At 71.4% G+C, this 25456-nt stretch carries 26 protein-coding genes and 1 pseudogene; 11 read left to right on the top strand and 16 right to left on the bottom strand.

Annotated elements, in window-relative coordinates; translation table 11 throughout:
* Nucleotides 1-16: 16 nt before the first annotated feature.
* Nucleotides 17-610 (top strand): serpin family protein, encoded by a 594-nt coding sequence (locus ON30_RS38155; RefSeq protein WP_157183961.1) that lies wholly within the window; start codon nucleotides 17-19, stop codon nucleotides 608-610.
* Here the strand turns inward: ON30_RS38155 and ON30_RS30515 are convergent.
* Nucleotides 504-782 carry a hypothetical protein gene (locus ON30_RS30515; RefSeq protein ID WP_040713087.1) on the bottom strand — a complete coding sequence of 93 codons (279 nt, stop codon included), beginning with the start codon at nucleotides 780-782 and terminating at the stop codon, nucleotides 504-506. The two genes, ON30_RS38155 and ON30_RS30515, sit on opposite strands and share 107 nt — an antisense overlap.
* Before the next feature lie 297 nt (nucleotides 783-1079).
* Nucleotides 1080-1883, bottom strand: coding sequence for an SDR family oxidoreductase (locus tag ON30_RS30510; protein WP_051030186.1), 804 nt, complete (start codon nucleotides 1881-1883; stop codon nucleotides 1080-1082).
* Between the two features lie 148 nt (nucleotides 1884-2031).
* Between ON30_RS30510 and ON30_RS30505 the strand changes: the two genes are divergently transcribed.
* Both ON30_RS30505 and ON30_RS30500 read left to right on the top strand, forming a co-directional pair.
* Nucleotides 2032-2874, top strand: a complete 843-nt coding sequence (locus ON30_RS30505; RefSeq protein ID WP_040713085.1) for a MerR family transcriptional regulator — start codon at nucleotides 2032-2034, stop codon at nucleotides 2872-2874.
* Nucleotides 2874-3332: a DUF1707 and DUF4190 domain-containing protein gene (locus ON30_RS30500; protein ID WP_040713083.1), complete on the top strand. Its 459-nt coding sequence runs from the start codon at nucleotides 2874-2876 to the stop codon at nucleotides 3330-3332. The genes ON30_RS30505 and ON30_RS30500 overlap by 1 nt, the downstream gene beginning before the upstream one ends.
* Here ON30_RS30500 and ON30_RS39755 read toward each other — a convergent pair.
* The gene (locus tag ON30_RS39755) at nucleotides 3314-3454 is read right to left on the bottom strand and encodes a hypothetical protein (RefSeq protein ID WP_157183960.1); all 141 of its coding nucleotides are present in this window, start codon (nucleotides 3452-3454) and stop codon (nucleotides 3314-3316) included. The genes ON30_RS30500 and ON30_RS39755 overlap by 19 nt on opposite strands.
* Before the next feature lie 172 nt (nucleotides 3455-3626).
* Between ON30_RS39755 and ON30_RS30495 the strand changes: the two genes are divergently transcribed.
* Nucleotides 3627-4394, top strand: a complete 768-nt coding sequence (locus ON30_RS30495) for an acyl-[acyl-carrier-protein] thioesterase (protein ID WP_051030185.1) — start codon at nucleotides 3627-3629, stop codon at nucleotides 4392-4394.
* Nucleotides 4395-4629: 235 nt separating this feature from the next.
* Here the strand turns inward: ON30_RS30495 and ON30_RS30490 are convergent, their stop codons facing one another.
* From ON30_RS30490 to ON30_RS39745, 4 genes are all read right to left on the bottom strand, one after another.
* Nucleotides 4630-5058, bottom strand: a complete 429-nt coding sequence (locus ON30_RS30490; protein WP_040713079.1) for a hypothetical protein — start codon at nucleotides 5056-5058, stop codon at nucleotides 4630-4632.
* A 25-nt stretch (nucleotides 5059-5083) separates the two neighbouring features.
* Nucleotides 5084-5239: a hypothetical protein gene (locus ON30_RS39750; protein WP_157183959.1), complete on the bottom strand. Its 156-nt coding sequence runs from the start codon at nucleotides 5237-5239 to the stop codon at nucleotides 5084-5086.
* Nucleotides 5240-5343: 104 nt separating this feature from the next.
* Nucleotides 5344-6195 carry a GNAT family N-acetyltransferase gene (locus ON30_RS30485; protein ID WP_040713076.1) on the bottom strand — a complete coding sequence of 284 codons (852 nt, stop codon included), beginning with the start codon at nucleotides 6193-6195 and terminating at the stop codon, nucleotides 5344-5346.
* A gap of 58 nt (nucleotides 6196-6253) precedes the next feature.
* Nucleotides 6254-6397: a hypothetical protein gene (locus tag ON30_RS39745; protein ID WP_157183958.1), complete on the bottom strand. Its 144-nt coding sequence runs from the start codon at nucleotides 6395-6397 to the stop codon at nucleotides 6254-6256.
* Between the two features lie 71 nt (nucleotides 6398-6468).
* Here ON30_RS39745 and ON30_RS30480 point away from each other — a divergent pair, with 71 nt between their 5' ends.
* Nucleotides 6469-7905 carry a CYTH and CHAD domain-containing protein gene (locus ON30_RS30480; RefSeq protein ID WP_040713073.1) on the top strand — a complete coding sequence of 479 codons (1437 nt, stop codon included), beginning with the start codon at nucleotides 6469-6471 and terminating at the stop codon, nucleotides 7903-7905.
* 19 nt (nucleotides 7906-7924) lie between these two features.
* Here the strand turns inward: ON30_RS30480 and ON30_RS30475 are convergent, their stop codons facing one another.
* The 3 genes from ON30_RS30475 to ON30_RS30465 all read right to left on the bottom strand — a co-directional run bounded on the left by ON30_RS30475 (nucleotide 7925) and on the right by ON30_RS30465 (nucleotide 10891).
* Nucleotides 7925-8422 (bottom strand): flavodoxin domain-containing protein, encoded by a 498-nt coding sequence (locus ON30_RS30475; RefSeq protein WP_245554297.1) that lies wholly within the window; start codon nucleotides 8420-8422, stop codon nucleotides 7925-7927.
* 239 nt (nucleotides 8423-8661) lie between these two features.
* Nucleotides 8662-9594 carry an L-lactate permease gene (locus tag ON30_RS30470; RefSeq protein ID WP_051030184.1) on the bottom strand — a complete coding sequence of 311 codons (933 nt, stop codon included), beginning with the start codon at nucleotides 9592-9594 and terminating at the stop codon, nucleotides 8662-8664.
* Nucleotides 9595-9973: 379 nt separating this feature from the next.
* A complete protein-coding gene (locus ON30_RS30465) occupies nucleotides 9974-10891 on the bottom strand; it encodes an alpha/beta hydrolase family protein (RefSeq protein ID WP_040713069.1) in 918 nt (305 codons plus the stop codon).
* A 137-nt stretch (nucleotides 10892-11028) separates the two neighbouring features.
* On the opposite strand from ON30_RS30465, the gene ON30_RS30460 reads away from it, so the two are divergent.
* Complete coding sequence (locus ON30_RS30460; RefSeq protein ID WP_040713067.1) at nucleotides 11029-11601, top strand: TetR/AcrR family transcriptional regulator; 573 nt, start codon at nucleotides 11029-11031, stop codon at nucleotides 11599-11601.
* Nucleotides 11602-11700: 99 nt separating this feature from the next.
* Here ON30_RS30460 and ON30_RS30455 read toward each other — a convergent pair whose 3' ends face one another.
* On the bottom strand, nucleotides 11701-12621 hold the full coding sequence (locus tag ON30_RS30455) for an aldose 1-epimerase family protein (protein WP_085999437.1): 921 nt from the start codon (nucleotides 12619-12621) through the stop codon (nucleotides 11701-11703).
* A 54-nt stretch (nucleotides 12622-12675) separates the two neighbouring features.
* On the opposite strand from ON30_RS30455, the pseudogene galT reads away from it, so the two are divergent.
* From galT to ON30_RS30440, 3 genes and pseudogenes are all read left to right on the top strand, one after another.
* Nucleotides 12676-13772: pseudogene (gene galT, locus ON30_RS38150) on the top strand (galactose-1-phosphate uridylyltransferase).
* Nucleotides 13769-14929, top strand: a complete 1161-nt coding sequence (gene galK / locus ON30_RS30445; protein ID WP_040713064.1) for a galactokinase — start codon at nucleotides 13769-13771, stop codon at nucleotides 14927-14929. The pseudogene galT and the gene galK overlap by 4 nt, the downstream one beginning before the upstream one ends.
* A gap of 109 nt (nucleotides 14930-15038) precedes the next feature.
* Nucleotides 15039-15407, top strand: a complete 369-nt coding sequence (locus ON30_RS30440) for a VOC family protein (protein WP_040713062.1) — start codon at nucleotides 15039-15041, stop codon at nucleotides 15405-15407.
* Between the two features lie 73 nt (nucleotides 15408-15480).
* Here ON30_RS30440 and ON30_RS39740 read toward each other — a convergent pair whose 3' ends face one another.
* Complete coding sequence (locus ON30_RS39740) at nucleotides 15481-17454, bottom strand: hypothetical protein (RefSeq protein WP_040713059.1); 1974 nt, start codon at nucleotides 17452-17454, stop codon at nucleotides 15481-15483.
* Between the two features lie 214 nt (nucleotides 17455-17668).
* Between ON30_RS39740 and ON30_RS30430 the strand changes: the two genes are divergently transcribed.
* The gene (locus tag ON30_RS30430) at nucleotides 17669-18676 is read left to right on the top strand and encodes an NAD(P)H-dependent flavin oxidoreductase (protein WP_051030183.1); all 1008 of its coding nucleotides are present in this window, start codon (nucleotides 17669-17671) and stop codon (nucleotides 18674-18676) included.
* Nucleotides 18677-18686: 10 nt separating this feature from the next.
* Here the strand turns inward: ON30_RS30430 and ON30_RS30425 are convergent, their stop codons facing one another.
* Together ON30_RS30425 and ON30_RS30420 are read right to left on the bottom strand one after the other, a co-directional pair.
* On the bottom strand, nucleotides 18687-20204 hold the full coding sequence (locus ON30_RS30425) for a sulfatase family protein (RefSeq protein WP_051030182.1): 1518 nt from the start codon (nucleotides 20202-20204) through the stop codon (nucleotides 18687-18689).
* Nucleotides 20205-20278: 74 nt separating this feature from the next.
* Nucleotides 20279-22078 carry a cutinase family protein gene (locus ON30_RS30420; protein ID WP_083911807.1) on the bottom strand — a complete coding sequence of 600 codons (1800 nt, stop codon included), beginning with the start codon at nucleotides 22076-22078 and terminating at the stop codon, nucleotides 20279-20281.
* Nucleotides 22079-22855: 777 nt separating this feature from the next.
* On the opposite strand from ON30_RS30420, the gene ON30_RS30415 reads away from it, so the two are divergent.
* Nucleotides 22856-23560, top strand: a complete 705-nt coding sequence (locus tag ON30_RS30415) for a TVP38/TMEM64 family protein (protein WP_040713057.1) — start codon at nucleotides 22856-22858, stop codon at nucleotides 23558-23560.
* Here ON30_RS30415 and ON30_RS30410 read toward each other — a convergent pair whose 3' ends face one another.
* Both ON30_RS30410 and ON30_RS30405 read right to left on the bottom strand, forming a co-directional pair.
* Complete coding sequence (locus tag ON30_RS30410) at nucleotides 23561-24439, bottom strand: DUF3626 domain-containing protein (protein ID WP_051030180.1); 879 nt, start codon at nucleotides 24437-24439, stop codon at nucleotides 23561-23563.
* Between the two features lie 85 nt (nucleotides 24440-24524).
* Nucleotides 24525-25385: a PucR family transcriptional regulator gene (locus ON30_RS30405; protein ID WP_051030179.1), complete on the bottom strand. Its 861-nt coding sequence runs from the start codon at nucleotides 25383-25385 to the stop codon at nucleotides 24525-24527.
* Between the last annotated feature and the right edge of the window lie 71 nt (nucleotides 25386-25456).

Below are 25456 nucleotides of genomic sequence, written 5' to 3'. Positions count from 1 at the left end.
TGCGTATCGTGGCGGCGTGCAGACTTCACCGGACTACATCGCCGCCGCCAACGCCCTGACCGCGCGCTGGTGCGGGGAAGCGGGCAGCTCGGATTTCGTGGTGTCCGGGGCCGGGCTCTGGCCGCTGCTCGGGTTGCTGGCGGGCGCGTCGGAGGGCCCGGCGCGGGCGGAATTGCAGGAGGCGCTGGGCTTTCCGGCCGAACTCGCGCACGAGGCGGCCTTGCGGGTGGTGGGGGTGCTCGCCGACTCGGTGGACATGTCGGCGGCGCTGGGGATCTGGGTGCGCGCGGATGTGACGCTGCGTGAGCGGTGGAGCGAGTCGGTGCCCGAAGGCGTGGTCGGCGCGCTCACCGATCAACGCGCGTTGGACGAGTGGGCGGATCAGCACACGCGTGGTCACATTCCGGCGTTCCCGCTGCCGATCACCCCGTCCACTTTGCTGGTGCTGGCGACAGCGCTGGCCGCGAAGACGCGGTGGCGCACACCTTTCCAACACGACACCCTCACCCCCGCCGGAACGGGCGGTCGAAGTCGACCTCGATCCGAAGGGTGCGGCGCTCGTCGGGCAGCGGGGGCGGCGCGCCACCGGGCGCGATCGAGAGCGCGGTGACCGCCGCCGCCTCGAAGCCGAGGCGGTCGAAGACGGCCAGGACGTCCTGCGCGCCCTGGTCGACGGCCAGGGCGGTGTCCGACAGCCCGGGGAAGTGGCCCCTGCTCGCGTCCGTGGCCGCGCGCAGGCCGAACAGTTCCGGGCGGGCCAGCACGGCTTCCTGCTGGTCCACCGCGCGACCGGTCTGTCCGTAGTCGGTGGGTGGGTCGCGACACCGGCCGACCGACCCGAGCCGAGTCGACTGCCCCAACCGTCCCCGACGCCGACCGACGGGTGGTGAGCCCGCTCAGGTGCGCGCGGGTTCGTGCGCGTCGATGAAGCGGCGAAAACGCCCGATCACCTCGTGCGGGTTGGCCCACGGAAGAACTCCTCGACCATCTGCTCGACCGCGTCACCGGTCGAGACCGATGACACGGGTTCGATGACGTAGCGGCGGATACGATTCGGGCCGGCCCGGCGAGGGACCTGCTCACAGGGTCGAGCGGCGGAAGCCGCCCTCGGAGTTGATCACCTGCCCGGTGATCCAGCGACTCTCGTCGGAGGCCAGCCAGCGGACCAACCGGGCGACGTCCTCGGGAGCGCCCCAGCGGCCCGCGGGCAGGGCGCGGCCCACGCGACGGGTGAGGTCGGGGTCGGCCCAGCCGGTGTCCACCGGGCCGGGATTGACCGCGTTCACGGTGATGCCGCGATCGATCAGCGCGTCGGAAAGGGTCGGCGTCATCTGGTGGATGGCGCCTTTGCTGACCGCGTAGGGGATCTCGTCGCTCATCGGGCCGAGGTGCTGACCGGACGTGAACAGGATGATCCGCCCACCGGGTCGGGTGTCGTCGTGGACGGCCGAAAAAGCTTGTGCCAGTAGGATGCTCGCGCGCGCGTTCACGGCCCAGGTGCGGTCGAGTTCGGCGGCGGTGACTTCGGCCAGCGTCTGATTCGAGCTGCGCGCGTGGTTGGCGACCACCACGTCCACCGCGCCGAACGCGGTCACGGCGGCCCCGACCACGGCGGCGGGCGCGTCGGGTTCGACGAAATCGGCGGCGAGGTGACGCAGGCGCTCGGATTCGCCGCCGAGGAGATCGAGGATGCCTTCGGGGCCGACCGGATCGGCTCCCCACGGCTGTTCGGCGTCGTGCGGCGACCAGGAGTGCACCAGTACCGAAGCGCCCGCCGCCAGCAGTTCCCGCGCCACGGTGAACCCGATGCCCGCGCGGCGACTCACCCCGGTCACCACCGCCACCCGCCCCGCCAGCGGCCCGCCACTCTGTTCGGAGGTCATCCCCGCACCCTACTGCGCCACCGCGAACGAGCAGGTGGATATCGCCACGCGATTGCAGTCATCGCTTTGAACAGCACCTATATCCACGATGATAGTGATTACTAGCAGAGTATTGACTAGTCGAGTCCCTGTTGGAACACTCGGAATCATGCCTGCGAGAGACGAGGATCTGACCGTGGAGGACTTGGCGGCGCGGGCGGGCGTGCCGACCAGCACCGTGCGCATGTATCAGTCGAAGGGACTGCTGGACGCACCGCGCCGAGCGGGGCGCACCGCGCGCTACGACAGTTCGCACCTGCGACGGCTGGAACTGGTGCAGCGCCTGCAAGATCGGGGATTCTCGCTCGCCTCGATCACCGACCTGCTGATCGCGCGCGAACAGGGTGCCACGGTCGCGGATCTGCTGGCCCTGCCGGGCGGCCCCGAGGACTGGGTGCCGTTCGGGCTGCGCGAGATCCGACGCATGATCAAGGTGCGGGGTCTGCGCCCCGCGCTGCTGCGGCGGGCGACGCGACTCGGCCTGGTCCGGTGGCGGCACGGTAGGCCGCAGGCGCGGCGCTGGGCGCTCACGAACGGACTGCGGGTCGCCGAACTCGACCTCCCGCCGGATCAGGTCCTCGACCAACTCGAAGCGCTGCGCGCCCACACCGATCAGATCGCGGCCGGTTTCGGCGCGCTGTTCGAGCGCGCCCTGTGGCCGCGAATCCAGGCCGACAGCACCGAGATCGACCAACTCGACCGGGTCAGGACGCTGCTCGAGGAGTTGACCGGCCTCGCCGAGGGCGTGGTGGTCAGCGCGCTGCGCGAATCGGTGCGCCACCTGGCCGAGGATTTCGCCGACAAGCACGAACTGCTGCCCGCCGAGGGCGAGCGGCCCGCCTGGCTGAACCGTCCGATCCCGGTCCTCAACGAACGCCTGCTCGAATCCACCGACGACGACCTCGAGGCCGTGGACAGATTCCTGGCCGCCGACCGCACCACGGAGCCGTGATGACCCCCTATTCCAATCCCAACCTGCTCGCGGCCGACGCCGACCGGGAACGCGTGGTCGCCTTCCTCGGCCGCAATCTCGAGGAGGGCAGGCTCACCGCCGTGGACTACGCCGCGCGCGTCGAACAAGCGTGGAGCGCGCGGACCGTCAGCGAACTGGACCTCACCCTGATCGACCTGCCACCCCTGGACTGGCCCGCGCTCCCCCTCCCGGAAGCCCCTGTCGCGGCGCCGCAACAGAATCGATCGAATCCGACCGCGACCGCCGCCCTGTGGCTGGGCATCCTGTCGGTTCTCGCGTGCGGCGTCCCCGGCCTGTTGGCCGTGCCGCTGGGCCTCATCGGTCTCGCCGAGGAGCGCCGCAATCCCGAACCCCGGCCCGCCACCGCCCATCTCGGGGTCATCCTGGGACTGCTCGGCATGGTGCTGTGGCTGGGCATCTACCTGAGCAGTCGGTAGTGGTGACACCGCGCGTCGATCTCCCGCACCACCGCGCAGACGCCGACGAACGGTCCCTCCGGGAAGTAGACCACGTCGCCCGGCCCGAAATCGGTGAACCCCACGGCGACACTGTAATCCACGCTCCTACCGCGTCGGGAGCGCCGCGCCGTCGATCTGTCAGGTGCGAGATATGTCCCGACGCACCCGACACCGCCCCAATTCCCGATCCGGGTCCGTTCCTGACATAGGCTGGCCGACCTGTCGGTCACGGCACCCCGCACGGGTGCACACCTCGAGCACAGGAGATCAGCGATGACCGCGAGCACCCGCACCGACATCCCCTTCCCGCTGCCCGCGCGCCCCGCCGCGGGCGAGATCTTCCAGACCGAACGGACCGTCCGCCTCGGTGACGTCGACACCACCGGTCGCTTGCGCCTGGATTCGGTCGCCCGCTACGCGATGGACATCGGCTACGACCATCTCGGCTTCATCGACGACGGCGACCTGCATCCGGCCTGGTTGGTGACCCGCACGGTCATCGACGTCCTCGGTCCGATCGGGTTCGGCGAACGCCTGCGGGTCCAGCGCTGGCCCTCGGCCCTGTCGAACCGCTGGTTCACCGCGCGGATCCACCTCGAGGGCGAGGACGGCGGCCTGGTCGAGGTCGAGCAGTTCCTGATCAACGTCGATCCCGTCGCGGGCAGGCCGGCCAGGATGACCGAACGGTTCATGGCCCCCATGCTCGCGGTCACCACCGACCACCGACTGCGTTGGCGGCCCGTCCTCGAGCCGGTCGCCGACAGCGCGCCCGCGACGGCGTTCCCGTTGCGCGCCACCGACTTCGACCACTACGGGCACGTCAACAACGCCGTGCACTGGCAGGTGGTCGAAGAAGAGTTGACCGCACGACCCACCCGGCGCGCGACACCGTATCGCGCGGTCGTGGAACACCTGTCCGCCATCACCGCCGGACAGGAGGTCACGGTGCGGGCCGAGACCTCCCGCGATGCCCTGCGTCTGCGCGTGGACGCCGATCGCACCGTCGCGACCCTGGCCCGCGTGACATCACTGCCCGCATGACATCACTGCCCACGTGACACCCCTGCCCGCGTGACATCACTGCCCGCGTGAGGACTCCCGCCGCATAGCGCCGATGGCCCGCAGGAGTTCTTCCGCCGCGCAACGCCACTGTCCGCGACCGGCCGCACGCTCTTTCCTCGGACGCCGATCTCCTCGGACGCCGATGTCCTCGAGACGCCGAGTCCTAGGGCCACCGATGTCCTCGGGCCACGCCGCCGGCTACCGTGTCTGAACGTCAGCCGCCGAAACCGACGAGCGCGTCGGACAATTCGTCGGTGCCCAGGACTTCCAGCGCCCGGCCGCGCACTTCGGGACAGGTCCGCGTGGTGACGGAATCGATGAGGGACTTGTCGCGCACCACGTCGGCATTGATCGCGTCGTTGCGCGTGGCCCAGTTCTGCACGGTGCCGTTGAAACTCACCTTCGCCAGCACGGGGCCTTGGCCGCGCCAGTTGTCGATCTCCGTGCCGATCATGTCGCACAGTTGGGTCGCGGCCGCCGGGGAGACGTCGTCGGGCCGGGTCTGCGACGGGGTGGGGACGGCGGTCACCGAGTCGTTGTTCGGGACCAGATCGTCGTCGGCGCCGGAACATCCGGTCAGCGCGGCCGCGCCGAACGCGCCGATCATCAGGTAGCGCGCGACTCGACTGCCGGGGTGGGTCATACCGAAGCCTCTCTCGGACAGGGGATCAGCGGTTGGCGGGCTCGCCCGAACCGGTGGCGTTCCCCCGGTTCGGCATCTCCATGACCTGCTCCCACCACGAGCTGAGCGGGCTCGGCTCCGGCCACACCACGACGCCCCCGTTGGCGGTCCTGCTGTCGGTTCGAGTTCTGTCGTTCGCCATCGTGCGCAACCCCTCGCGAGATCCTGCGGTCCGCGCACCACCAGCGCTGCGCCGGGCGGTGATGCGGTGGAAGAACAACCAGCAGATACCCCGCCCGGGACGGTTCAATCCCGGCTGTTCACCAGGACCGCGCGGGCGTAGAGGAGTTGGAAGCCCGCCTTGTGGACGTTCTGCTGGGAGGTGGAGGCGGGCAGGGTGGTGACCACCGCGAGATCGCACCCCGCCGCGGCGGCGTCGGCCAGTCGCACCGACAGCAGCGACCCCTGCACGCCGCGACGACGGAAAGCGGGCAGGGTGGCCGCGCCGCACAACTGGGCGATGCCGTCACCGACCCGCAGACCCGCCCCGCCCGCCGGAACGCCGTCGATCCAGGCGAGGTAGGCGCGGAAGCCGTCGGTGGCCGCCATATCGCGTTCGGCCAGTTCGATCACCTCGCGCGGGAATTCCTCGTGGGACGCCACACCCTGTGTATCGGGGGTCGCGAAACCGTCGACCACCACCCGCGTCCAGAGGTCGATCTCGTCGGGTTCGATGGCACGGACCCTCACCTCGGGAGCCGGACGCGCGGTGCGCCCCGGCGTGAGACGCAGGCCGGAGACGTTCTCGAAGCCGGTCAGCAGGTAGCCGCGTGCGGTCAGGCTGGACACCACGGCGGGGTCGGCGGCGGTCGACACCTCGAACTGGACCGGTGTGCCCCGGTCGGCGAACGCCTTCTCCACGGCGATCAGGTCGGCCTCGACCAGGTCGCCGTCGAGACCGGCGCCCACGACCTTGTCCAAGGGTGAGCCCGGCGCGGCCCAGACCGCGCTGCCGCCGCCGATCGGCAGGGTCACGACCGGTTGGGCGGGGTCGCGCACCGCGGCGGCGCGTGCGCCCTGTTCGATCAGCGAGCGCTCGGCGGCTTCGATCCGCGCGACCAACTCGACCCCGGCGAACAGGTTCGGTTCGACTGACATGCCGGGATTCCTATCACGGGCCCCGACACCGAGCCCAGCGAATTTCGCCCGCGACGGCTCAGTCGCCGCCCTCGACGCCGAGCACGCGGATCCAGTTGTCGTCGGACAGGATCATCGCCTCGGTGAGGGCTTCGGCGGTGTCGTCGGCATCCGCGGGGGCGAACAACGGGGCTTCGTTCGGATCTTCGAAGGGGTTCGTCATGAGGCCAGTGTCCTGCGGTTACATGATCGTTTCGACTGTTTCATCGAATCCGCGCGGGGAACGCCGACAGTGTGAGAGATCAGCTGGAACGTGAGAGCAAGTGGGAGGTCGACCGGAATTTCGTCCTCCCCGACCTCCGGGATCTCGTTCCCGGGAGCCGGGTCGAGAAGAAATCCGTGCAGTTGACCAGCACCTATTACGACACTCCCGAGTTGGATCTGCTCGCCCGCGGCGTGACGTTGCGCCGCCGCGAAGGCGACGACGAATCGGGCTGGCAGCTGAAGATTCCCCGCGCCGAGGGCAGGCTCGAACTGTCCACGCCCTTGACGCCGGACCTGCCCCGCGAACTGGCCGAGATCGTCGCCGGAATCGCCTTCGGCAAGGAACTCGGCCCGCTGACCAGCATCTACACCCTGCGCGACCGTCACAAGGTGTTCGACGCCGACGGTGAACTGATCGTCGAGGTCGCCGAGGACATCGTGGAGGCGACCCCGGCCGACGGCTCCGGCGACGTCACCGCGTGGCGCGAGGTCGAGATCGAATCCGGTCCCCGCACCGAGCAGACGCCGCGCCCGCTGGTGAAGGCCCTGGTGAAGGCGGGGGCGCGCGCCTCGCAGTATCCGTCGAAGCTGTCGCGGGTGCTGCCGGGCAGATCCCGTCCGCGCGCCACCGAATCCAAGGGCGCGCGCGCCGTGCACGACTACCTGAACGCCCAGATCGACGCCGTCTTCGCGGGCGACGTCGAGTTGCGGCGCGGCAACGATCCCATCCACGACACCCGGGTCGCGACCCGCAGGCTGCGCAGCACACTGCGAGTCTTCGGTCCCCTGCTGGATCGGGCGGCGATCGCCGGCGTCGAGGACGAGCTCAAGTGGTATGCGTCCGTGCTCGGCGAAGTCCGCGACTGCCACGTCCAGCGCGCCCGCTTCGCCGACCGCATCGCCGCGCTGCCGCCCGAACTCGTCCTCGGACCGGTCGCGGCGACCATCGACGGCGATCTGCTCGCCACCCAGGTCCGCCGCCGCGCCGACCTCACCGAGGCGATGAACTCCGACCGCTACCGGGCGCTGCTGCTCACCTTGAACCGATGGCGCACGAAACCGCCCTTCGCCGAACGCATTCGGGCCCGCGATCTGGTGGAGCGCGCCCGCAAGGCCGCGAAGAAGGCCGACAAGCGCTTGGCGACGGCGTTGGCCGATGGCAGCGACGAATCCCTGCACCGCGCGCGCAAGGCGTCCAAACGCGCCCGCTACGCGGCCGAACTGCATCGGCCCGCCCGCAAACCCGGCAGAGCCGAAGCGAATATCGCCTACTACAAGCGGTTGCAGAAAGTCCTGGGCGACCACAACGACGGCGTGGTGGCGGCCGAATTCCTGTGGCGCACGGCCACGACGGCGGGCGCGCAGGGCGAGAACGGGTTCACCTTCGGCCTGCTGTACGCGAACGAGAAGCACGAGGCCGAAGTGGCCCGCGACAAAGTCGCCGACGTCGCGGCGAAAGGTCGCTGACGGCGCGGCGCGCGTTCGATCAGCCCCGCAACTGCTCGGCGAAACTCCGGGCGGCCGCGAGATCCGCGGCATCCGGATGCCCATTGTTGAGACCGCCGAACAGTCCGAACGGCGAATAGGTGTCGAGCCCGCGACAGGAGTACGTGCCCAGCACGTCGAACCCCTTGGCGGCCAGCGTCTTCTCGAAACCACCCAGGTACCGACGGAACGGCGGCTCGGGCAGACCACCCGTGGCCACCACGAACGCTTTCCGTGACGCCCCGGCCGGCAAGCCCGCGACGAAGCGCCGCAAACGCGGATGGAACGCCAACCACCGGATCCCGGACGCGAACCCCACCAGATCGAACGCCGCGAGGTCCGCCGCTCCCACCTGATCGGGGTCGACCACCTGCGCGCCCACCACCTCCGCGACGACCTCGGCCACTTTCCTCGTGTTCCCGTGCGCCTCCGAAACACAGACGATGACTGCCTTCACCGCACTCCTCCCCTGACTCTCCCCGCCGATCGGCCGGCCCATCACTCCCTTCCCCACCCTAGCTCCGAACTCTCGGTGGATGACAAGCCCCGCACACGAAGAAACGGGTGGAACCGCCTCCGCGGAACCACCCGTTTCTTTCGCTACGCCGGATCGGCCCGATCACCTTGCGGGACCACCGAATCGGACGTTCGCCACCACACCGGCCGTGACCTCGCCGACCGACGAACACCGCTGTGGCGCTCGGGGCGGACTCAGCCTCCAGATATTCTCGTGGCCGATCAGCTCACCACGAAACACGTCAGCGACAGCACTGTCAGAACGAGGAAGCCCGTCAGGAGAACGGTGCGCAGCACCGAAGGGCGGTGGTCGTCGGCCGACTTCTTCGATGATTGCCCGGCGGTCGCCGAAGGCCGCGGCGCGGGTTCGGGAGCCTCGGCCAATTTCTCGGCCAGCGCCACGCGGGGCAGCGACGCCATCGTCAGCAGCGAACCGGACACGTTCTGCACGGCGACCATCACGGTGGCCGAGCGGTGGATGCTCTCGGCCGTCTCGGCCTGGCCCGCCGCGAACATCGCGTTCCCGCCGGAATTCGATCCGGTCAGGAAGCCGCCGACCGCGCCGATCCAGGGGGCGGCGAGCGGGTACACCGGCCCGAGGTGGGCGGCGGCGTCGGCGAGGGCCGAACTCATCCCCGAGGCGGTCAGCGTGGTGCCCAGATAGAAGAACAGCAGGGTGGTGGCGGTGACCGGCCACCACTGGGTCAGCGCGGCGGCGGCCACCGCGCGATGCTCGCCCGGCAGCACCGCGACGAGCGCGTAGAGGTTCGCCACCGCCAACCACAGCGCCGGACTGGTCAGCAGCGTCTCCGCCGCGCCCAGGTCGGCGGAGGACAGTGCGACCCGGCTGAGCAGGATGCCCGCCAGCAGCACGGCATACGGGGACAGCAGGACGCCGAGGCTGCGGCCGGGGCGGGCCAGGCCACCGTGTCGGATCCGCAGCAGCGCGAGCGAGGCCGCGATGCCGACGAGGCTGCCCAGCGCGCCCGCGGGGGCCGTGCCGACGAGGAACTGGGCGGCCACCACGCCCGCGTAGAGCGCGCCCGACACCACCGCGAGGTCGACCAGACGCGGCGCGATCCGCCGTCCGCAGCCGACCAGCAACGCGGAAAGGCCGCAGAGCACGAACACCGGCAACGACAGCAGCGCCGACACCTCGCCGACGCGGTCGACCGGGATGCCGCTGACCGTGGCCGCGACGAGCGTGCGATGACGTGGCCGCCGAGTCTGCGGGTACTCAGTAGAACGATCGCGACCAGAATCGGCGCCGCGGACAGGAACGCGGTCACATCCTCCCCCTGGACGACTCGAAGAATCCGGAGGAACCCGTCTCCGTGCCCGATCGGCCACGCTAGTCCGCGCCGAGGGAATATTCAAGCACGCGAACACAATTCAAGCGTTCCGCGTTCCGATCCGCCCGAGGGAGATCATTGCCACGAACGCTTTCCCATATTCTCGGCGACCCTCGAGCCCCGACATTCTTCGTCGCGGGTTTCACGGCGGGTCTCGCATATCCGGACGAGAAGCGCGGATGTCATTTGGATTCGAGGCGGCCCAGGGGTGCGGGGTCCTCGGCGAGGGACTTCCGGATCGCGCGCCAGTCCGTGTCGTCGATGTCGAGGGCTCGGCGGAGGTAGGCGGTGGTGACGGCGCGCAGGAGGGCGACCAGGGCGGGGTTCTCGTCGGTGGTCTCGGCGGCTTCGTAGCCGGGGATGCCGCCGAGTGAGTGTTCGGCGCCCAAAAGGGTGAGCAGGCTCTTGTCGCCGGGGCTCAGGGTGTAGGGGTCGGTCATCCAGTCGGGGCCGCGGACGGTGAGCGGGGAGTCGTCGCGGTCGCCCGCGACCACCAGGGCCGGGGTGCTCAGGTGCGCGAAAGTCGGGTTCATGAAAGGGAAATGCTCGACGGCGAAGGGGGTGAGGTTCGCGCCGCCGAGACCGGCGGTCGCGAGCAGGACGCCGGCGCGGACGCGCGGGTCGGCGAGGTCCTCGGCCGCGCCCGTGGTCGGGTCGGTGACGCGCAGACCGAGCAGGACGCCGGCGGTCTGACCACCGAAAGAGTGGCCCGCCACCGCGATTCGACTCCGGTCGACGCGGCCCGCGAGGGTGGGGACGGCGGCGATCAGCGCGTCGAGGTGGTCGAGGACGGTGCGCAGGTCGTCCACGCGATGCCGCCACAGGTGCGGGGTGCGCGGGTCCTCGGGCGGCAGTGCGAGGGTGCGCGAGTCGAGGTGGGTGGGCTGGATCACGACGAAGCCGTTGGCGGCCCAGTGGTCGATGAGCGGGCCGTAGCCGTCCAGGGACGAACCGTAGCCGTGGGAGAACAGCAGGACCGGCAGATCGTCGCCGGTGACGGGTGCCGAGACGCGCACGGTCAGGTCGGTTCCGCGCGCGGGGGTGGCCAGGACGAGGGGCTTCACCGAGACGATCGGTGTGCCGAATTCCGTTGCGGGCATGAGTGTTCGCTTCCTCGGCGCGGGCGCGCGATGCGCTCCCGCCACCGGCGATCTACGATGGGAGAATGAAACGGGACGACGTCCCGATTCACCATACGGGACACTGTCCCGTTTGTCGACGCGACGAGAGGCCACCTGTGGACGACACCGCGCGCGCAGCCACGCGCCCCCGGCGGGCGGACGCGCGCCGCAACGAGGAAGCCCTGCTGGAGGCCGCCGCCGCGGTGTTCGTGGACTCCGGCGTCGACGCGCCCCTGCGCGACATCGCGCACCGGGCGGGCGTCGGCACCGCGACGATCTACCGGCACTTCCCCACCCGCGCCGACCTGATCGTCGCCGTCTACCGGCACCAGGTCGAATCCCTCGCCGCGGCGGGCCCCGCGCTGCTGGAGAGCGAACCGACCCCGTACGACGCACTGACCCGGTGGATCGACCACTTCGTCGATTTCGTCGTCACCAAACAGGGTTTGGCGAGCGTCCTGCAATCCGACGACCCGTGCTTCGATCCCCTGCACGCCTACTTCTTGGACCGCCTGGTTCCCGTGTGCACCCGTTTGCTCGACGCCGCGGCCGAATCCGGGCGAATCCGCCCCGGACAGGACGCCTACGAACTCATGCGCGGGGTCGGGGGGCTGTGCGCGGGCGGCGGCCGACCCGGCTACGACGCGCGACGACTCGCCGGACTGCTCGTCGCGGGACTGCGCACCTGACGGTCGACCAGGCCGTGGCGGCACTCGACCACCGGGTTCCCGACCGGCCCCGGCCGCTTGCCGCGCAACGTCTTCGGGGCAGAACCGGGCACCTTCGCGTCAGGGCGTGTAGCGCAGCGCCCAGGTCGACTCGACCGACTCCCCCGGCGCGAGCCACCGCAACCCGACGCCGGAGTTCAGCGCGTCCGGCGAGGCCGACATGGGCTCGACGGCCACCGCGAGCCCGACACCGCCGTCGCGCGGGAAGTTGCGCGGGGTGAAGACCTGGAGGTGCCCCCAGTCCTCGGGCAGCAGCAGGTCGACGGTCGAGCCGTCGGGTGCGGCAAGACGGGCGGCGACGCCGTCGACCGGGCGAACGGCGCCGTAGGCGGTGTCGAGATCGAGGTCGCCGACGCGGACGCCGGCGCGCAAGTCGTTCGGGGTGCCGTCCACGGGGTGCTCGCCGGTCGGGTTCTTGCGGTCGTCGACGGCGTAGGCGGTTCCGGCGTGGGCGGTGAGAATCAGATCCTCGATCGGGAAATCGCCGACCCGCAGGTAGGGGTGCGCCCCGACCGCCCAGGGTGCGGGACGCTGGGAGTGATTGGTCGCGCCGTGGGTGACGGCGAGTCCGTCGGGGCGCAGCGTGTACCGGACCGTGGTGTCGAGCAGGAAGGGCCACCCGTGCTGCGGCGGGATCAGCGCGGCCAACGTCACCGACTCCGTCGAGCGGTCGCGCACGACGTACTCGGTGTTGCGCAGCAGACCGTGGATGGCGTTGGCGCGGGCCGGTTCGGTGATGTCGAGACGCTGCTCGACCCCGTCGAGGGTCCAGCGCGCGTCGCGGACGCGGTTGGGCCACGGGGCCAGCACGATGCCGCAACCCAACGGCGGCGGGCCGGTCTCGGGCACGAACTCGGTCACCGCGACGTCGGCGACGGTCGACGACCGCAGCACGGCCGCCACCGTCCCGATCTCGGCGCGCGCGGTGGGCGCGGTCAGCACGATCGTCCGGCCCAGCGCGGTGGGGGTGGATTCGAGCACGTCGTGAGCCTACGGGGCGCGCCGCCGGCCTATCGTGAGGCGGTGACCTCCGGAATCGTCAAGCGGGCGACGAAGCTCGCCGACGGGCGCGATCTGTTCTACTACGACGACGCCGACACCACGCTGGGACCGGACCGCCGCGTCGACTCGCGAACCCTCGATCCGCGCCCCGGCACGGCGGTCATGCGCCAGGACGTGCTCACCGGGGAATGGATCTCCATCGCCGCCGCCCGGCAGAACCGGGTGGTGCTGCCGCCCTCGGATCGCGACCCGCTGGCCCCGCAGACCGCCGACAACCCCTCGGAGATCCCCGACCGCTACGACGTGGCGGTCTTCGAGAACCGTTCCCCCTCTTTCGGTCCCGCGCTGCCGCAGCATGTCACCGGTGAACCGCCCGCGCCGTCCGGGCTCGAGGACACCACCGCCCTCGGCATCGGCCGCGAGCGACGCGCGGTCGGCCGCTGCGAAGTGGTGTGCTTCAGCCCCGCCCAGCGGGGCTCGTTCGGGACGCTCGGCGAGAGCCGGGCCCGCACGGTCATCGAGGTGTGGGCCGATCGGACCGCGGAACTGTCCGCGCTGCCCGGCATCGAACAGGTCTTCCCGTTCGAGAACCGCGGCGAGGCGATCGGGGTGACCTTGCACCACCCGCACGGCCAGATCTACGCCTACCCGTACGTCACGCCGCGCACCACCCGCCTACTCGAAGCCGCCGAACGACTCGGCCCCGACCTGTTCGCGCGCATCCTCGACTTCGAGTGCGCCGGGCCGCGCGTCGTCCTCGCGGGCGAGCACTGGACGGCGTTCGTGCCGTTCGCCGCCCGCTGGCCGATCGAGGTGCACCTGCTGCCCCACCGGCACGTCCCGGATTTCGCGGCCACCGACGAAGCCGAACGCGCCGAACTGGCGACCCTGTTCCCGCGCCTGCTGCGCGGAGTCGACGCGCTCTACGACACCCCCACGCCCTATATCGCGGCCTGGCACCAGGCGCCGGTGCGGGTCGGCCGGGACAGTCTGCGCCTACACCGCCGCGGCGCGGTCGCGACAAACTCAAATACCCGGCGGGATCGGAGGCGGCGATGGGCGCGTGGATCGGGGACATCCCACCCGAGGACGCCGCGACACGGATCGCGGCGGCGGTGGCCGAGGCATGAGCGGCGTGCACGACCTGTTCGCCGAACTCACCGGCCGCCTCCCCGAAGGCGTGTGGTCCGCGCCGGGACGGGTCAACCTGATCGGCGAACACACCGACTACAACGACGGTTTCGTGCTGCCCTTCGCCATCGACCGCCGCACCCGGGTCGCCGCCGCGCCGCGCACCGACGGCGTCCTCCGGGTAGTGAGCACCTTCGCCGCCGAATCCGTCGCGCTGCCCGTCGCGGACCTCGCGCGGGCGCACGCCGCCGGACACCTGCGCGGGTGGTCGGCCTACCCGCTCGGCGTCGCCTGGGCGCTCGGCGAATTCGGGGTCGACCTCGCGGCGGCGTCCGGCGTCGACCTGGCCGTGGATTCGGAGGTCCCGGTCGGGGCCGGACTGTCCTCCTCGGCCGCCATCGAGAACGCCGTCGCGATCGCCCTGACCGACCTGTGGGGTTCGGACCTGGACTGGAAGACCCTGGCCCGGGTCGGACAGCGCGCCGAGAACGACGCCGTCGGCGCACCCACCGGGATCATGGACCAGTGCGCGTCGCTGCTCGGCCGCGACGACGCCGCGGTGTTCCTGGACTGCCGCGCACTCGCCGCCGAGGTGGTGACCCTCGGTTTCGCCGAGGCCGACCTCGTCGTCCGCGTCCTGGACACCGGCGTCCGTCACGAACACGCCACCGGCGGCTACCGCGAACGCCGCGCCTCCTGCGAAGCGGGGGCCGCCGCGCTGGGCGTGCCCGCCCTGCGCGACGTGGACGTCAGCGACCTGGACCGCGCCCGCGAGGTGCTCGACGAGGAGACCTTCCGGCGCGTGCGGCACGTCGTCACCGAGGACCAGCGCGTCCTCGACACCGTCCGCACGCTGCGCGAACACGGACCCGCCGCGATCGGCGCACTCCTGGACGCCTCGCACACCTCGATGCGCGACGACTTCGAGATCTCCGCGCCCGAACTCGACGTCGCGGTCGAAGCGGCCCGATCCGCGGGAGCGCTGGGAGCCAGGATGACCGGCGGCGGATTCGGCGGGGCGGCCATCGCCGTCGCGCCGTCCGGCGCGGTGCCCGCGATCTCGGCCGCGGTCGAGAAAGCCTTCGCCGCACGGGGTTTCGCCGCACCGACGCAATTCACCGTCGTTCCGTCGCCGGGCGCTCGCCGGGACGAGTGAACCGGGGTTTCGTGACGGGCGGGGACGGGTAGGCCGTTTCCGATCTGTTGTCGACGGCGAGCCCCGGTCGAATCGCGATCCGCGGGCCGCCGCACGGGAGGAGGCCGAGATGGCGTCGCAGAACGGGATCGGAACCTTGCAGAGCGTCGTGCTGGACTGTCCGGAACCGCGGAAACTGGCCGAATTCTACGGTCGGCTGATCGGCGGGGACATCGTCACCGACGACCCCGATTGGGTGGTGCTCGCCGACCCGTCCGGTCGGCGCTTCGCCTTCCAGATCGCCCCCGACTACCGGCCGCCGGGATTCCCGGACACCACCGGTTCCCAGCAATTCCACCTCGATGTCCTCGTCGAGGACGTCGACGCCGCCGAGAAACAGGTGCTCGCGGCCGGCGCGACACTCGTCCAGGCCGAGACCGACGGCAAGTTCCGCGTCTACCGCGACCCCGTCGGCCACACCTTCTGCCTGGTCTGGTGACCACACGGCCCGATCCGTCGCCGCTGTGATGACGGGGTGGACCGGGCGGATCTCGCCGCCCGGTCCACGAGGGTCAACAGTTCGTCTGGAACGGGAAGCAACCGCGCGGGGCCGTGGTGGCAGGCGGCGGAGGCGGTTCCGGGCGGGGAGCCGGCGCGGGCTCGGGTTGCGGCGGGGGCGCCGGTTCCTGAGCCGGTTGCGGTTCGGGTTGCGGTGCGGGCGAGGGCTCTTGCGTCAACGACGTCTCGATGACCTGATCGCCCGGCGGATCCGGGATATCGCCGTCACCCCGGCCGAGCAGCGTCCACACACCGAAGCCGATCACGGCGACGACCACGAGCACCACCGCGGCCGCGACCAACAGGGCGATGCGCGGAAAACGGCTCGGACGGTCCGGCTCGGCCCCCGGCAGTTCGCCCGGAGCGACATGGGCTTCCGCCGAATCCTGCGAGACCGGCGGCGGCACCGTGCGCGGGGCGTTGCCGCGCGGCGGCGGCACCGGACGGAGGCGGTCGGGAGCCGCGGCGGGATTCGGGACGGTTCCCGGAGCCGCTACGGGTCGATCCGCGCCGGGATCGGAGGTCGCCGGAGGCGGAGCACCCGCGGCCCCGGGCGGAGGCGGCGCGCCTGGGCCGGGCGGAGGCTGCGCACCGGACGCGGCAGGCAGAGGTGGCGCACCCGCACCCGCACCCGCACCCGCACCCGCACCCGAGAGGGGTGTGCCGGCCGGAACCGGCCCGCCCGGTTGACCGGACGCCGCCGCGTCGCCTTGTCCCGACGCAGCGGCCGAACCGGATTCGGCGGAACCCTGCTGCGCGCCTGCCTCGCCCGCCGAACCTCCGGTGCCGGAATACGACACCGGCACGACCGCGGGCGCTTCCCCGGGCACGCCCTGCTCCCGAGGTGCGGGCGAGCCGGGCGCGGTTCCAGGCGCAGTCCCCGGAGCAGGCGCTCCACCCGGATTCGTCACGCCACCCGAACCTGTCACGCCTCCCGGACCGGACGCTCCCCCCGGATCAGCAGCGTCACCCGATCCGGGCGCACCGCCGCGACCTGGCATGTCACCGGAACTCCGCACGTCACCAACCCGCTGGGCACCGCCGGAATCCTGCGCATCACCAGGACCACCGCCAGGGCCGGGCGGATTTGCCGAACCGGACACGCTCCCCGGGCCTGCGGTGCCCGCCGCGGGAACGAATTCCGGTGCGCCGGTGCCGGGAACGCCGGAACCGTACCCCGGCGCACCGCCGGGCCCCGGTGGCGGCGGTATGCCCGGGCCTGCGGTCGGCGGCGCTCCGGGTCCGGGTGGCGGGGGCACCCCCGCACCCGGCGGCGGCGCACCACCCCCCGCGGCGAACGCGCCACCGGGCGAAGGAGCGCCGACACCCGCGACGGGCAACGCGGCGGGGTCGGACGGGGGCCGCGCTCCGGAGTCGGCTTCCGCGGCGAACCCCTGGTCGAGCAGTTGCGCGACGGTCACCTGCGCGCCGAGGTTCAGGTCGGTGAGCAGGGCGTGGACCCGCTCGGCGGTCCAGATCGGCTCGCGGCGGCGGGTGGCACGGTGCAGCCAAAGGCGCAGGCCGTCGTGGCCGATGACGACGTCACAGCCGGGCGGTGCGGTGACCACATCGAGGCGGACCGTCGATCCGCGCGGCGGGACGAGCAGCACGACGCCGGAGGCGGTGCCCTGCCCAGGGTTGTGCCGCTCGATCAGGGGTTCGAGGGCGGCGAGACCTTCGCGCACCTGGTGGGTGGGATCGACGCCGTCGGCGCCGAGCGGGTCGCCGTCGAAGTGGTCGTGCCGCCACGGTTCGGGCGATTCGACGGTGATGACGCCGCCGGCGATCTCGGGGCGCACGCCCGCCACTTCGATCACCGCCGCCGCTTCCGGGGTGAGCACCGCGAAGGCGGTGGTCGGTCCCGGCGTGGGTCGGAAGCCGGCGACAGCGACGCCGGGGATGGCGTAGTTGTCGATCCAGCTACCCATCCACGACACCACGTCCGCCGCGCTGGGCGGCAGATCCGGGTCGACGGTGACGATCAGCATCGGTGGGTCCCTCCTGTTCGGATACTCGAAGGGTATCGGCCCCCCTCGGCGCCGCTACGAATCCCGGTGCCCGCATTGGCGGTTCGGCACGGCGGGCGGATACCCAGCGCCCGCCCCGGCATGCAACGGGAACGACTCCGTACCGGGAATGTGCTGGTGAGCGCACTGCGCGGCCCCCTTACCCTGGGTGGGACGTTCGAGAAGGAAGTTGACGATGACCCTGCCTCCCGCCCTGTCCGGCCCGCTCGCCCTGCCGGTGGTGGCTTCCCCGCTGTTCATCATCTCCGACCCACGTCTGGTGGCCGCCCAGTGCAAGGCCGGGGTGATCGGCTCGTTCCCGGCGCTCAACGCCAGACCGGCCGCGCTGCTGCGGGAATGGCTGACCGAGCTGACCGAGGATCTGGCCCGCCACGCCGCCGAGCACCCGGAGTCGCCGACCGCGCCGTTCGCGGTCAACCAGATCGTGCACCGATCCAACGACCGCCTCGAGGCGGATCTGCGGGCCTGCGTGGAGTTCGAGGTGCCGATCGTGATCACCTCCCTGGGCGCGCGTCCGGAGGTCAACGAGGCGGTGCATTCCTACGGCGGCATCGTGCTGCACGACGTGATCAGCGACGCGCAGGCCCGCAAGGCGATCGCCAAGGGCGCCGACGGCGTGATCGCGGTCGCGGCGGGCGCGGGCGGACACGCGGGGACGACCTCGCCGTTCGCGCTGGTGCAGGAGATCCGCGAGTGGTTCGACGGTCCGCTGCTGCTCTCGGGGGCGGTGGCGCACGGCCGGTCGATCCTGGCCGCGCAGGCCGCGGGCGCCGATCTGGCCTACATCGGGTCGGCGTTCATCGCGACCCACGAGGCCAACGCCGACGACGGCTACAAGCGGATGCTGGTGGAGAGTACGGCCGCGGACATCGTGTATTCGAACCTGTTCACCGGCGTGCACGGCAACTACCTGCACGGCAGCATCACCGCCGCCGGTCTCGACCCGGCCGCCCTGCCCGAATCCGATCCCTCCGCCATGAATTTCGGTTCCGGCGGCAATATGGGGGCCAAGGCGTGGCGCGACATCTGGGGCGCGGGTCAGGGCGTCGGCGCGGTGAAGCAGGTCGACGCGGTGGCCGAGGTGGTGGCGCGCCTGCGACGCGAATACGACGAGGCGTTGACGGCCGGGGTCTGGGATGGCCGGACCCGCCGGCGCTTCGCCGTCTCCGGGGAACCGCACTGAGCCGACGGTCTCAGCCGCAGGTCGCGCCACCGCACGCGGTGAACTCCTCGAGCCGCGCGTCGAGCGCCGCGAGCGTGGCGGCGTGATCGGCGCGACCGTTCGGCGCGGCCAGCAGATTGCCCAGCTGATAGGGGTCGGCGCGCAGGTCGTAGAGCTCGTATTCGCGCTCGGCCAACGGACGTTCGCGTTCGTACCAGCGCACGTAGAGGTAGTCGCGGGTGCGCACCGCGCTCCAGGACGGGATGTCGAAGACGTAGATGGCCTGGGTCTCGGTGCCGGGGATCTGTTCCTCGGCGATCCCGTCGCGGCCTAGCGCGCCCGCTCCCCCGTACTCCGCGCCGAAATCGGTGCGCCAGGAACCGGTGTCGCCGCGCAGCGGTCCCGCCAGCGACCGACCGTCCTGGACGGCGGGCGCGGTGACCCCGGTCCAGTCGAAGATGGTCGGGGCCAGATCGACGGTCAACGCCATCGCGTCGGTGCGGCCCGGTGCGATCCCGGGCCCGGCCACCACCAGCGGCACCCGCAGCGACTCCTCGTACGGGGCCATCTTCTGGGTGAGGCGGTGCGCGCCGAGGCTGTAGCCGTTGTCGGAGGTGAAGATCAGGTAGGTGTTGTCGAGTTCGCCGGTGCGCGCGAGGGTGTCGACGATGCCCGCCACCATCTCGTCCAAGGCTTTGAGCGCGCCGAGCCGGAAGGTGTAGTCGGCGTCGTTGGTGGCCGTGATCGTGGCCGCGCGCTCCACCTGGGTGTCCACCAACCAGGTCGGCTTGTCGGAGACGTCGGCCTCCTGATAGTTCGGCGAACGGGGCGAGGCGGTGGGCGGGCTGTCGGCGATGTGCCGGGGCGCGGGCGGCATCGGGAAGTGCGGGGCCGTGGAGGCGGCGTACCAGAAGAACGGCTGCTCCGCGGCGGCGGCCGACTCGATGAACCGGCGCGACTTCTCGGCGACCACGTCGGTCTGGTAATCCTTCGGCTCCGTCCCGTATTTCACGAAGCGGCCGTTCTCGTTGAGGGTGTAGTTGTAGCCCGCGTAGAGGAAGTTGTTCACGCCCGCGTTCCAGTCGTCCCAGCCCGGCGGGATGTGGGCCGGGTCCTCCTCGAGACCGTTGAGGTATTTACCCGCCATGCCCGTGCGGTAGCCGGCGTCGTGCAGCGCGGTCGCGATGGTGTGGGATTCGTTGCCGTTGCGGCGGAACGCCTCGAACCCGCCGACCTCGCCGCCGTTGGTGAGTACCCCGGTGTTGTGCCCGTACTGTCCGGTCAGCAGCGAGGATCGGGCCGCGCAGCAGATCGGCATCGGCGCGAAACTGTCGGTGAACTCCATCCCGCGGTCGCGCAGCAGCGCCGCGGTGCGCGGCATCGCCGTCCACACGGGCGTGGTGACCGAGTCCAGGTCGTCGGCGAGGATGAGCACGACATTGGGCCGCTGGTCCTCGGCGGCGGAGGCCGCGCTGACACAGGCGGCCATCGCCAGCGCGACGGCCAGGCTCGCGGTGAGCCAACGACGGATGCGACGACCGGAAGACACCTGACCTCCTCGAACGGGTACGGGGGCCGCTCGAGACTACGGCACCCGTTGCGTCCCGGCGCGATACGACTCGGCTAACCGTCGCGATAGCGGGCGAGCACGGTGTTGCGGTACCACCGACGCCGGGCCAGCCACGGAGCCGCCACCGAACAGGTGGTCAGGCTCGCGAGGATGCCGAGTCCGGTGAGATAGGCCGCCAGACCGCCCGATCCGTGCGGGGACCGGGGTTCCTCCTCGCGCGCCGGATTCTCCGTGACGACCAGATCGGTCCGCACCGATACCGACTCCCGGTCCAGCGCATCGCCTCCCGACAGCGCCGGCGCGGTCTCGGCCTCCGCGCCGGGTTGTTCGGCGGAACCGGGCGCTTCGGCGGAACCGTGAGCCAGGTCGGATCCTGACGGACCGGCGGAACTCAGCGGTGCGGCACGACCGGACGGCACGACAGAGCCGAGCGTTTCCCCAGGGCTGGACGGCACGGCAGTGGCCGACGGTGCGGGCGGGATGCGGTGGACGGCGAGATCGGTGGCTACGGCGTCGAACCAGCTCAACACCAGACCGGTCGCCGGTCGGCCGTCGGCGGTGTAGCCGGCGGTCGGATAGTCGCCGTGTCTGCGCACGGTGTCGGCGTAGCGCGACCACAGGGCGGGGTCGAGCAGTTCGGCGTTGTCGGCGCCGAGTCGGCCGAGCGCGTCGAAGGTGGTGGCGACCAGGTTGAACACGGTGCGGCGGGGCAGCGGCCTGCGGATGCCGGCCAGCAGCGCGGTGGCGGCGCGGTCGAGGCCGTCGAGGGCCGTCGGGGCGGCGGCGACCGCGGCCACTTCTTCGGGCTTCAGTGCGACGCCGATGATGGCGAGCAGCGTGTTCAGCGTGCTGGTGCCGAGTTTCAGGATCGCCTGGCGCGCTTCGGCTTCCGCGTCGACGCGCGGATCGGCGGCTTCGGCGAGCCGGACGCTGAGCGGCTTCTGCGGGGTCAGCGACAGCGTGCCGAGGGAGTAGCCGCGCAGGTCCTGGTTGACGATGGCGGCGGCGGTGCGGGCCAAGGTGGCGGTGAGGTTCTCCGAGATCGAGTTCAGCACGCCGATCGGGTCGGAGGGCATCAGTTCGGCTTGGCCGAGGATGGTGACGATCATGTGCAGCAGCGGCGCGTCGGCGGGTGCGTCGCAGGCGAGATCGCCGGGCAGGCACAGGGAGGCGACGCGACCGGTCAGCGCGCCGAAGTCGGCGGCGATGTCGCGCAGCGGTCCGATGCCGCCGCCGGGCAGCGCGCGCGAGGCGAAGCCGGGGATCGCGCCGAGTTCGGCGCCGGTGGTGCCGGGGGCGGGGTCGGGATGGTCGCGGCCGGGCAGGCCGGGGAACAGGGGCGCGCCGGGCGCGCGGGTGGGGTCGGCGAGCAGCGCGACGGCCGCGACCCGGTCGGCGGGCACCGCGGGCGAGCCGTGGCCGACCTCACTGGCGAACATCGAGACCACGTGCGCCCCTTGCGAATAGCCGATCAACCCGAGTTGGGTGGCCGGGCAGCGGTCCAGTACCGCGGCGGCCATCTCGCGCAGGCGGACCAATCCTTCTTCGGCCGAATCCGAGTAGGGCTCGGTGGCGCCGGGGAACGCGCCGCCGAAGCTCGCGGCGTACGGGACGTAGGCGCGGGCGATCGAACCGTCCGCTTGCTCGACGAGCGGGCCGAGCACGGTGGCCAGCAGGCCGGTGTCCTCGGTGGCGGGCGAATCCGGCGAGGACTGGCCGGTCCCCTGCACGCCGAGCACGTACAGGCCGGGGCAGGAATGTTCCTCGGCGGCGGCGCTCGCGGGAAACCCGAGCGGCGCGACGGCGACCGTCACGGTCGCGACGAGTGTCAGCGACCGACGGGCACGAATCATCCTGACCTCCGGGTGCGCGGTTCACGGGGTGACGCGGGCCGGGACCACCCGGCGGCCGGGAATCGGAGGGTTCGCTAGGACAGCACGAGTCCGATCACCAGATCGAGCACCGTGCCGACGAGTTGACCGAGAACGCTCAACAGCATGGACGTTCCTCTCGACCGAAACGGTTGTGCGACAACATTTCCCTCGGTGGAGAGCTCGCGAGCCGCGCGGGCTCGCGAGCCTCCGCACCGGAGCGCTCGGTCAGAAGACCAGACCGCCGAGGCTGCCGATCACGTTGGCCAGGCCCGTCACGACGTTGCCGACCACACCGACCAGACCACTGAGCAGACCACCCATTGTTATTCGCTCTCTTTCCTCGGATGTCGCGCCCGGACGAGTGCCCGGGCCTGAGTCGATCGGCCCCGTTCGCCGGGATCCGACGGTGGCGCGATGGGCGCGACGCGGATCGGATTTCCCTGCCGGAGAGGCACGATCACCCCGTATTCGGCACGGGCGTCGCGGCGGATGGCTATTTTCCGTGAAGGTGTCCGGGGGAATTTCGGGGCCGAATCGGACCGAAACACGGTTTAGTACCCAGGCTGATCCGAACCCAAACGCCACCGCCCGCGCGCCGCCGCCCACTCACGCGTGTCGTCCGCACGGTAGTGCCGTGACCTGGTCGGATACCCACACGAGGTGAATGGGCGATCGCACGACCGCGGTGGGCCGCGGATCGGTGAACCGCACTGCCGACGCGGGCCCGAGGTCGGGTACGGCAGAATTCGGGGCACCATGTCCGATGCGGAATACACCCCCGAGAGCAGGCGGCGACATATCGTCCGGCTGGGAGTGTTCGCCGCCTTCCTGCTGACGATGTTCTATCTCGTCGCGGTCGAGCGGATCATCGACATCGAGGCCGTGCGCGACATGATCGCGGCCACCGGCCCCGCCGCGCCGCTGGTGTATGTGCTCGCCTCGGCCCTGCTGGGGGCAGCGCTGGTGCCGGGGCCGATCCTGGCCGCGGGCAGCGGGTTGCTGTTCGGGCCGCTGGTGGGGACCTTCGTCACCCTGGGCGCGACGGTCGGCACCGCCACCGTCTCGGCCTTCCTCGGTCGCCGGGCCGGACGGTCCAGCGCCCGCGCGCTGCTCGGTCCCGACCGGGCCGACCGCGTCGACGAGCAGGTCCGGCGGCGCGGGCTCTGGGCGGTGGTCGGCCAGCGTTTCGTTCCCGGCATCCCCGACGCGCCCGCCTCCTACGTCTTCGGCGCGTTCGGCGTGCCGCTGTGGCAGATGGCGGTGGGATCGTTCATCGGATCGGCGCCGCGCGCCTTCGTCTACACCGCGCTCGGCGCGTCCATCGGCGACCTGTCGGCTCCGCTGGCCTACTCCGCCGTCGCGGTGTGGTGCGTCACCGCGACGGTCGGCGCGTTCGCCGCGCACCGGAGCCTGCGCGGATGGCGTCGCGGGCGGACGCCGACGGAGTCGACCGCATCCTGATCAGGTTCGATCCGGCGCGCCGAACCGGGCCAGGTGGTGCCACACCTTCTTGAGATCCTGCGGGTCGTAGTTCCCCGTCCGCACGGCGGCTCCGATGATCGCCGGATCGAGGAAGCCGTCGACGGCGATCTCCGCGCCGATCGCCACGATGCGCGGTCCGCGGAATTCGGGGTGCAGGCGCAGTCGGTCGACGGTGAGCCGGAATCCGCCGTGCCATTCCACGGGGCACGGCAATCGGGCGGCCGCCGCGGCCACGGGAGTTTCGCGGTAGCACGGGTCCAGCACGAGGGCTTCGACGTCGCGGTCGAGCAGGACCGGTCCGTGGATGTGGGCTTCGACGTAGTCGTCGAGGTGGTCGAAGGCGTCGGCGACGGACATCTCGAACAGCGCGAAGCGGTGCGCGACCCCGAAAGCGGTGGGGTCGGTGGAACTGTCGGGGTAGCAGAAGGTGGCGCGCGCGAGGGTGGCGGCGGTGAGCCGGAAGTGCGCGGAGCCGAAGCGCGGCGCGCTGCCGATGTTCTGGCGGCGGTGGTGCAGCGCCGCGTAGACGGGCCGTTCGTCGTGTGGTGCCGTGTCGTAGGCGCCGGCGAACATCCCGCTCTCCCAGCGCCAGCGATCTCCGCCGGGGCGGGCGGTGAGTCCGCCGTTGCCGGTGCCGGTGACGAACTGGGAGCGGTAGACGCCGTCGGCGGCCATCCGTTCCAGGATCGGTACGCCCGCCGCGTACCGGTCGGGGTGGAAGTTCATCGTGGGCCGCGCGTCCGGGTCGAGCGGTCCGCCCTCGGACAGCCCCGCGACATGCCGCAGGGCGCGTTCCTGCGGTGACCCGGGCGCGATCGCGTAGGGCGGCGCGGGATCGACGCCACGGGGAACGCTCATGCCGCCGGGTGACGGTCGAAGCCGGCGGGATCGCGTCTGTGGGAGCCTCGCGTTCGCATACGGCGATTGTCCGCGACGCGTCCGCTCAGGAGGCGACGGCGGTGTTCATCGGGTGGCCGGAGCGCGCCAACGGCGGCGGCGGGACCGCGCCGTCGCGGTAGGCGCGGATCACCAGGGCCGAGCGCAGACACCACGCGCCCTCGGGCTGCATGGGGTCGAGGCCGGTGAGTTTGGCGATCCGTTTGAGGCGGTTGTCGACGGTGTTCGGGTGCACGTTCAAAGCCCTTGCGGTGCAACGCCTCTTGTAGTCGTTGGCCATGTAGCAGGCCAGTGTGGTCCACAGTTCCTCGTGTTCGCCCAGGGGGGCGAGTTTGGCCTCGAGGTGGTCGCGTCCGGGCCCGGGGCGGGTGAGCTGGTATTCCAGGGCCAGGTCGTCGAATCCGTAGAGGCCGGGCCGCAGCCGTAACCGCAGGGCGACGTCGAGCAGTTCGTGGGCGCGGTCGACGCTCTGCGCGATCTGGGTGGAATCGGCGAACACGACGGTCGTGGTGACCTCCACGTGCGGATCGGCGGCCAGATCCGCGACCAGTCCGTCGAACCCGCTGCCCGCCGCCGCGGGGGTGACCACCGTGCCGCCCCGCACGCCCAGGCGCGACTGCGCGCAGGCCCCGAAACGGTCGGCGAACACCGCCTCGACCCGTCGCATGTCGCGGTGGGCGGCGTCGAGATCGGCGATCTCGTCGGGGATCTCGACGCGCGGGCGGATCGCCAGGGCCAGGACGGCGTAGGACTCGGCGGTGCCGATGGTGAACCCCCGGTTGGCCGCGCATCCGCAGGGTGCGGCGAGTTCGGTGTCGCGGGTCTTCGCCGCGGCGAGGTGGTCGTCCAGGTCGGTGTGCGGCTCCGCCAGGACGAAGCCGCCGACAATTCCCGGTCGGGTGTGCATGGTCGGGGATTCAGCGACGGTAGCTCAGGGCGACGGTGTCGTCGTTCTGGGCGAGGGAATCACGGATCGCG

This window comes from Nocardia takedensis NBRC 100417 (genome assembly GCF_000308695.1).
Lineage (GTDB): Bacteria > Actinomycetota > Actinomycetes > Mycobacteriales > Mycobacteriaceae > Nocardia > Nocardia takedensis.
Note: the sequence above shows the minus strand (reverse complement) of the source record. Positions and strands in the feature narration are given on the sequence as shown.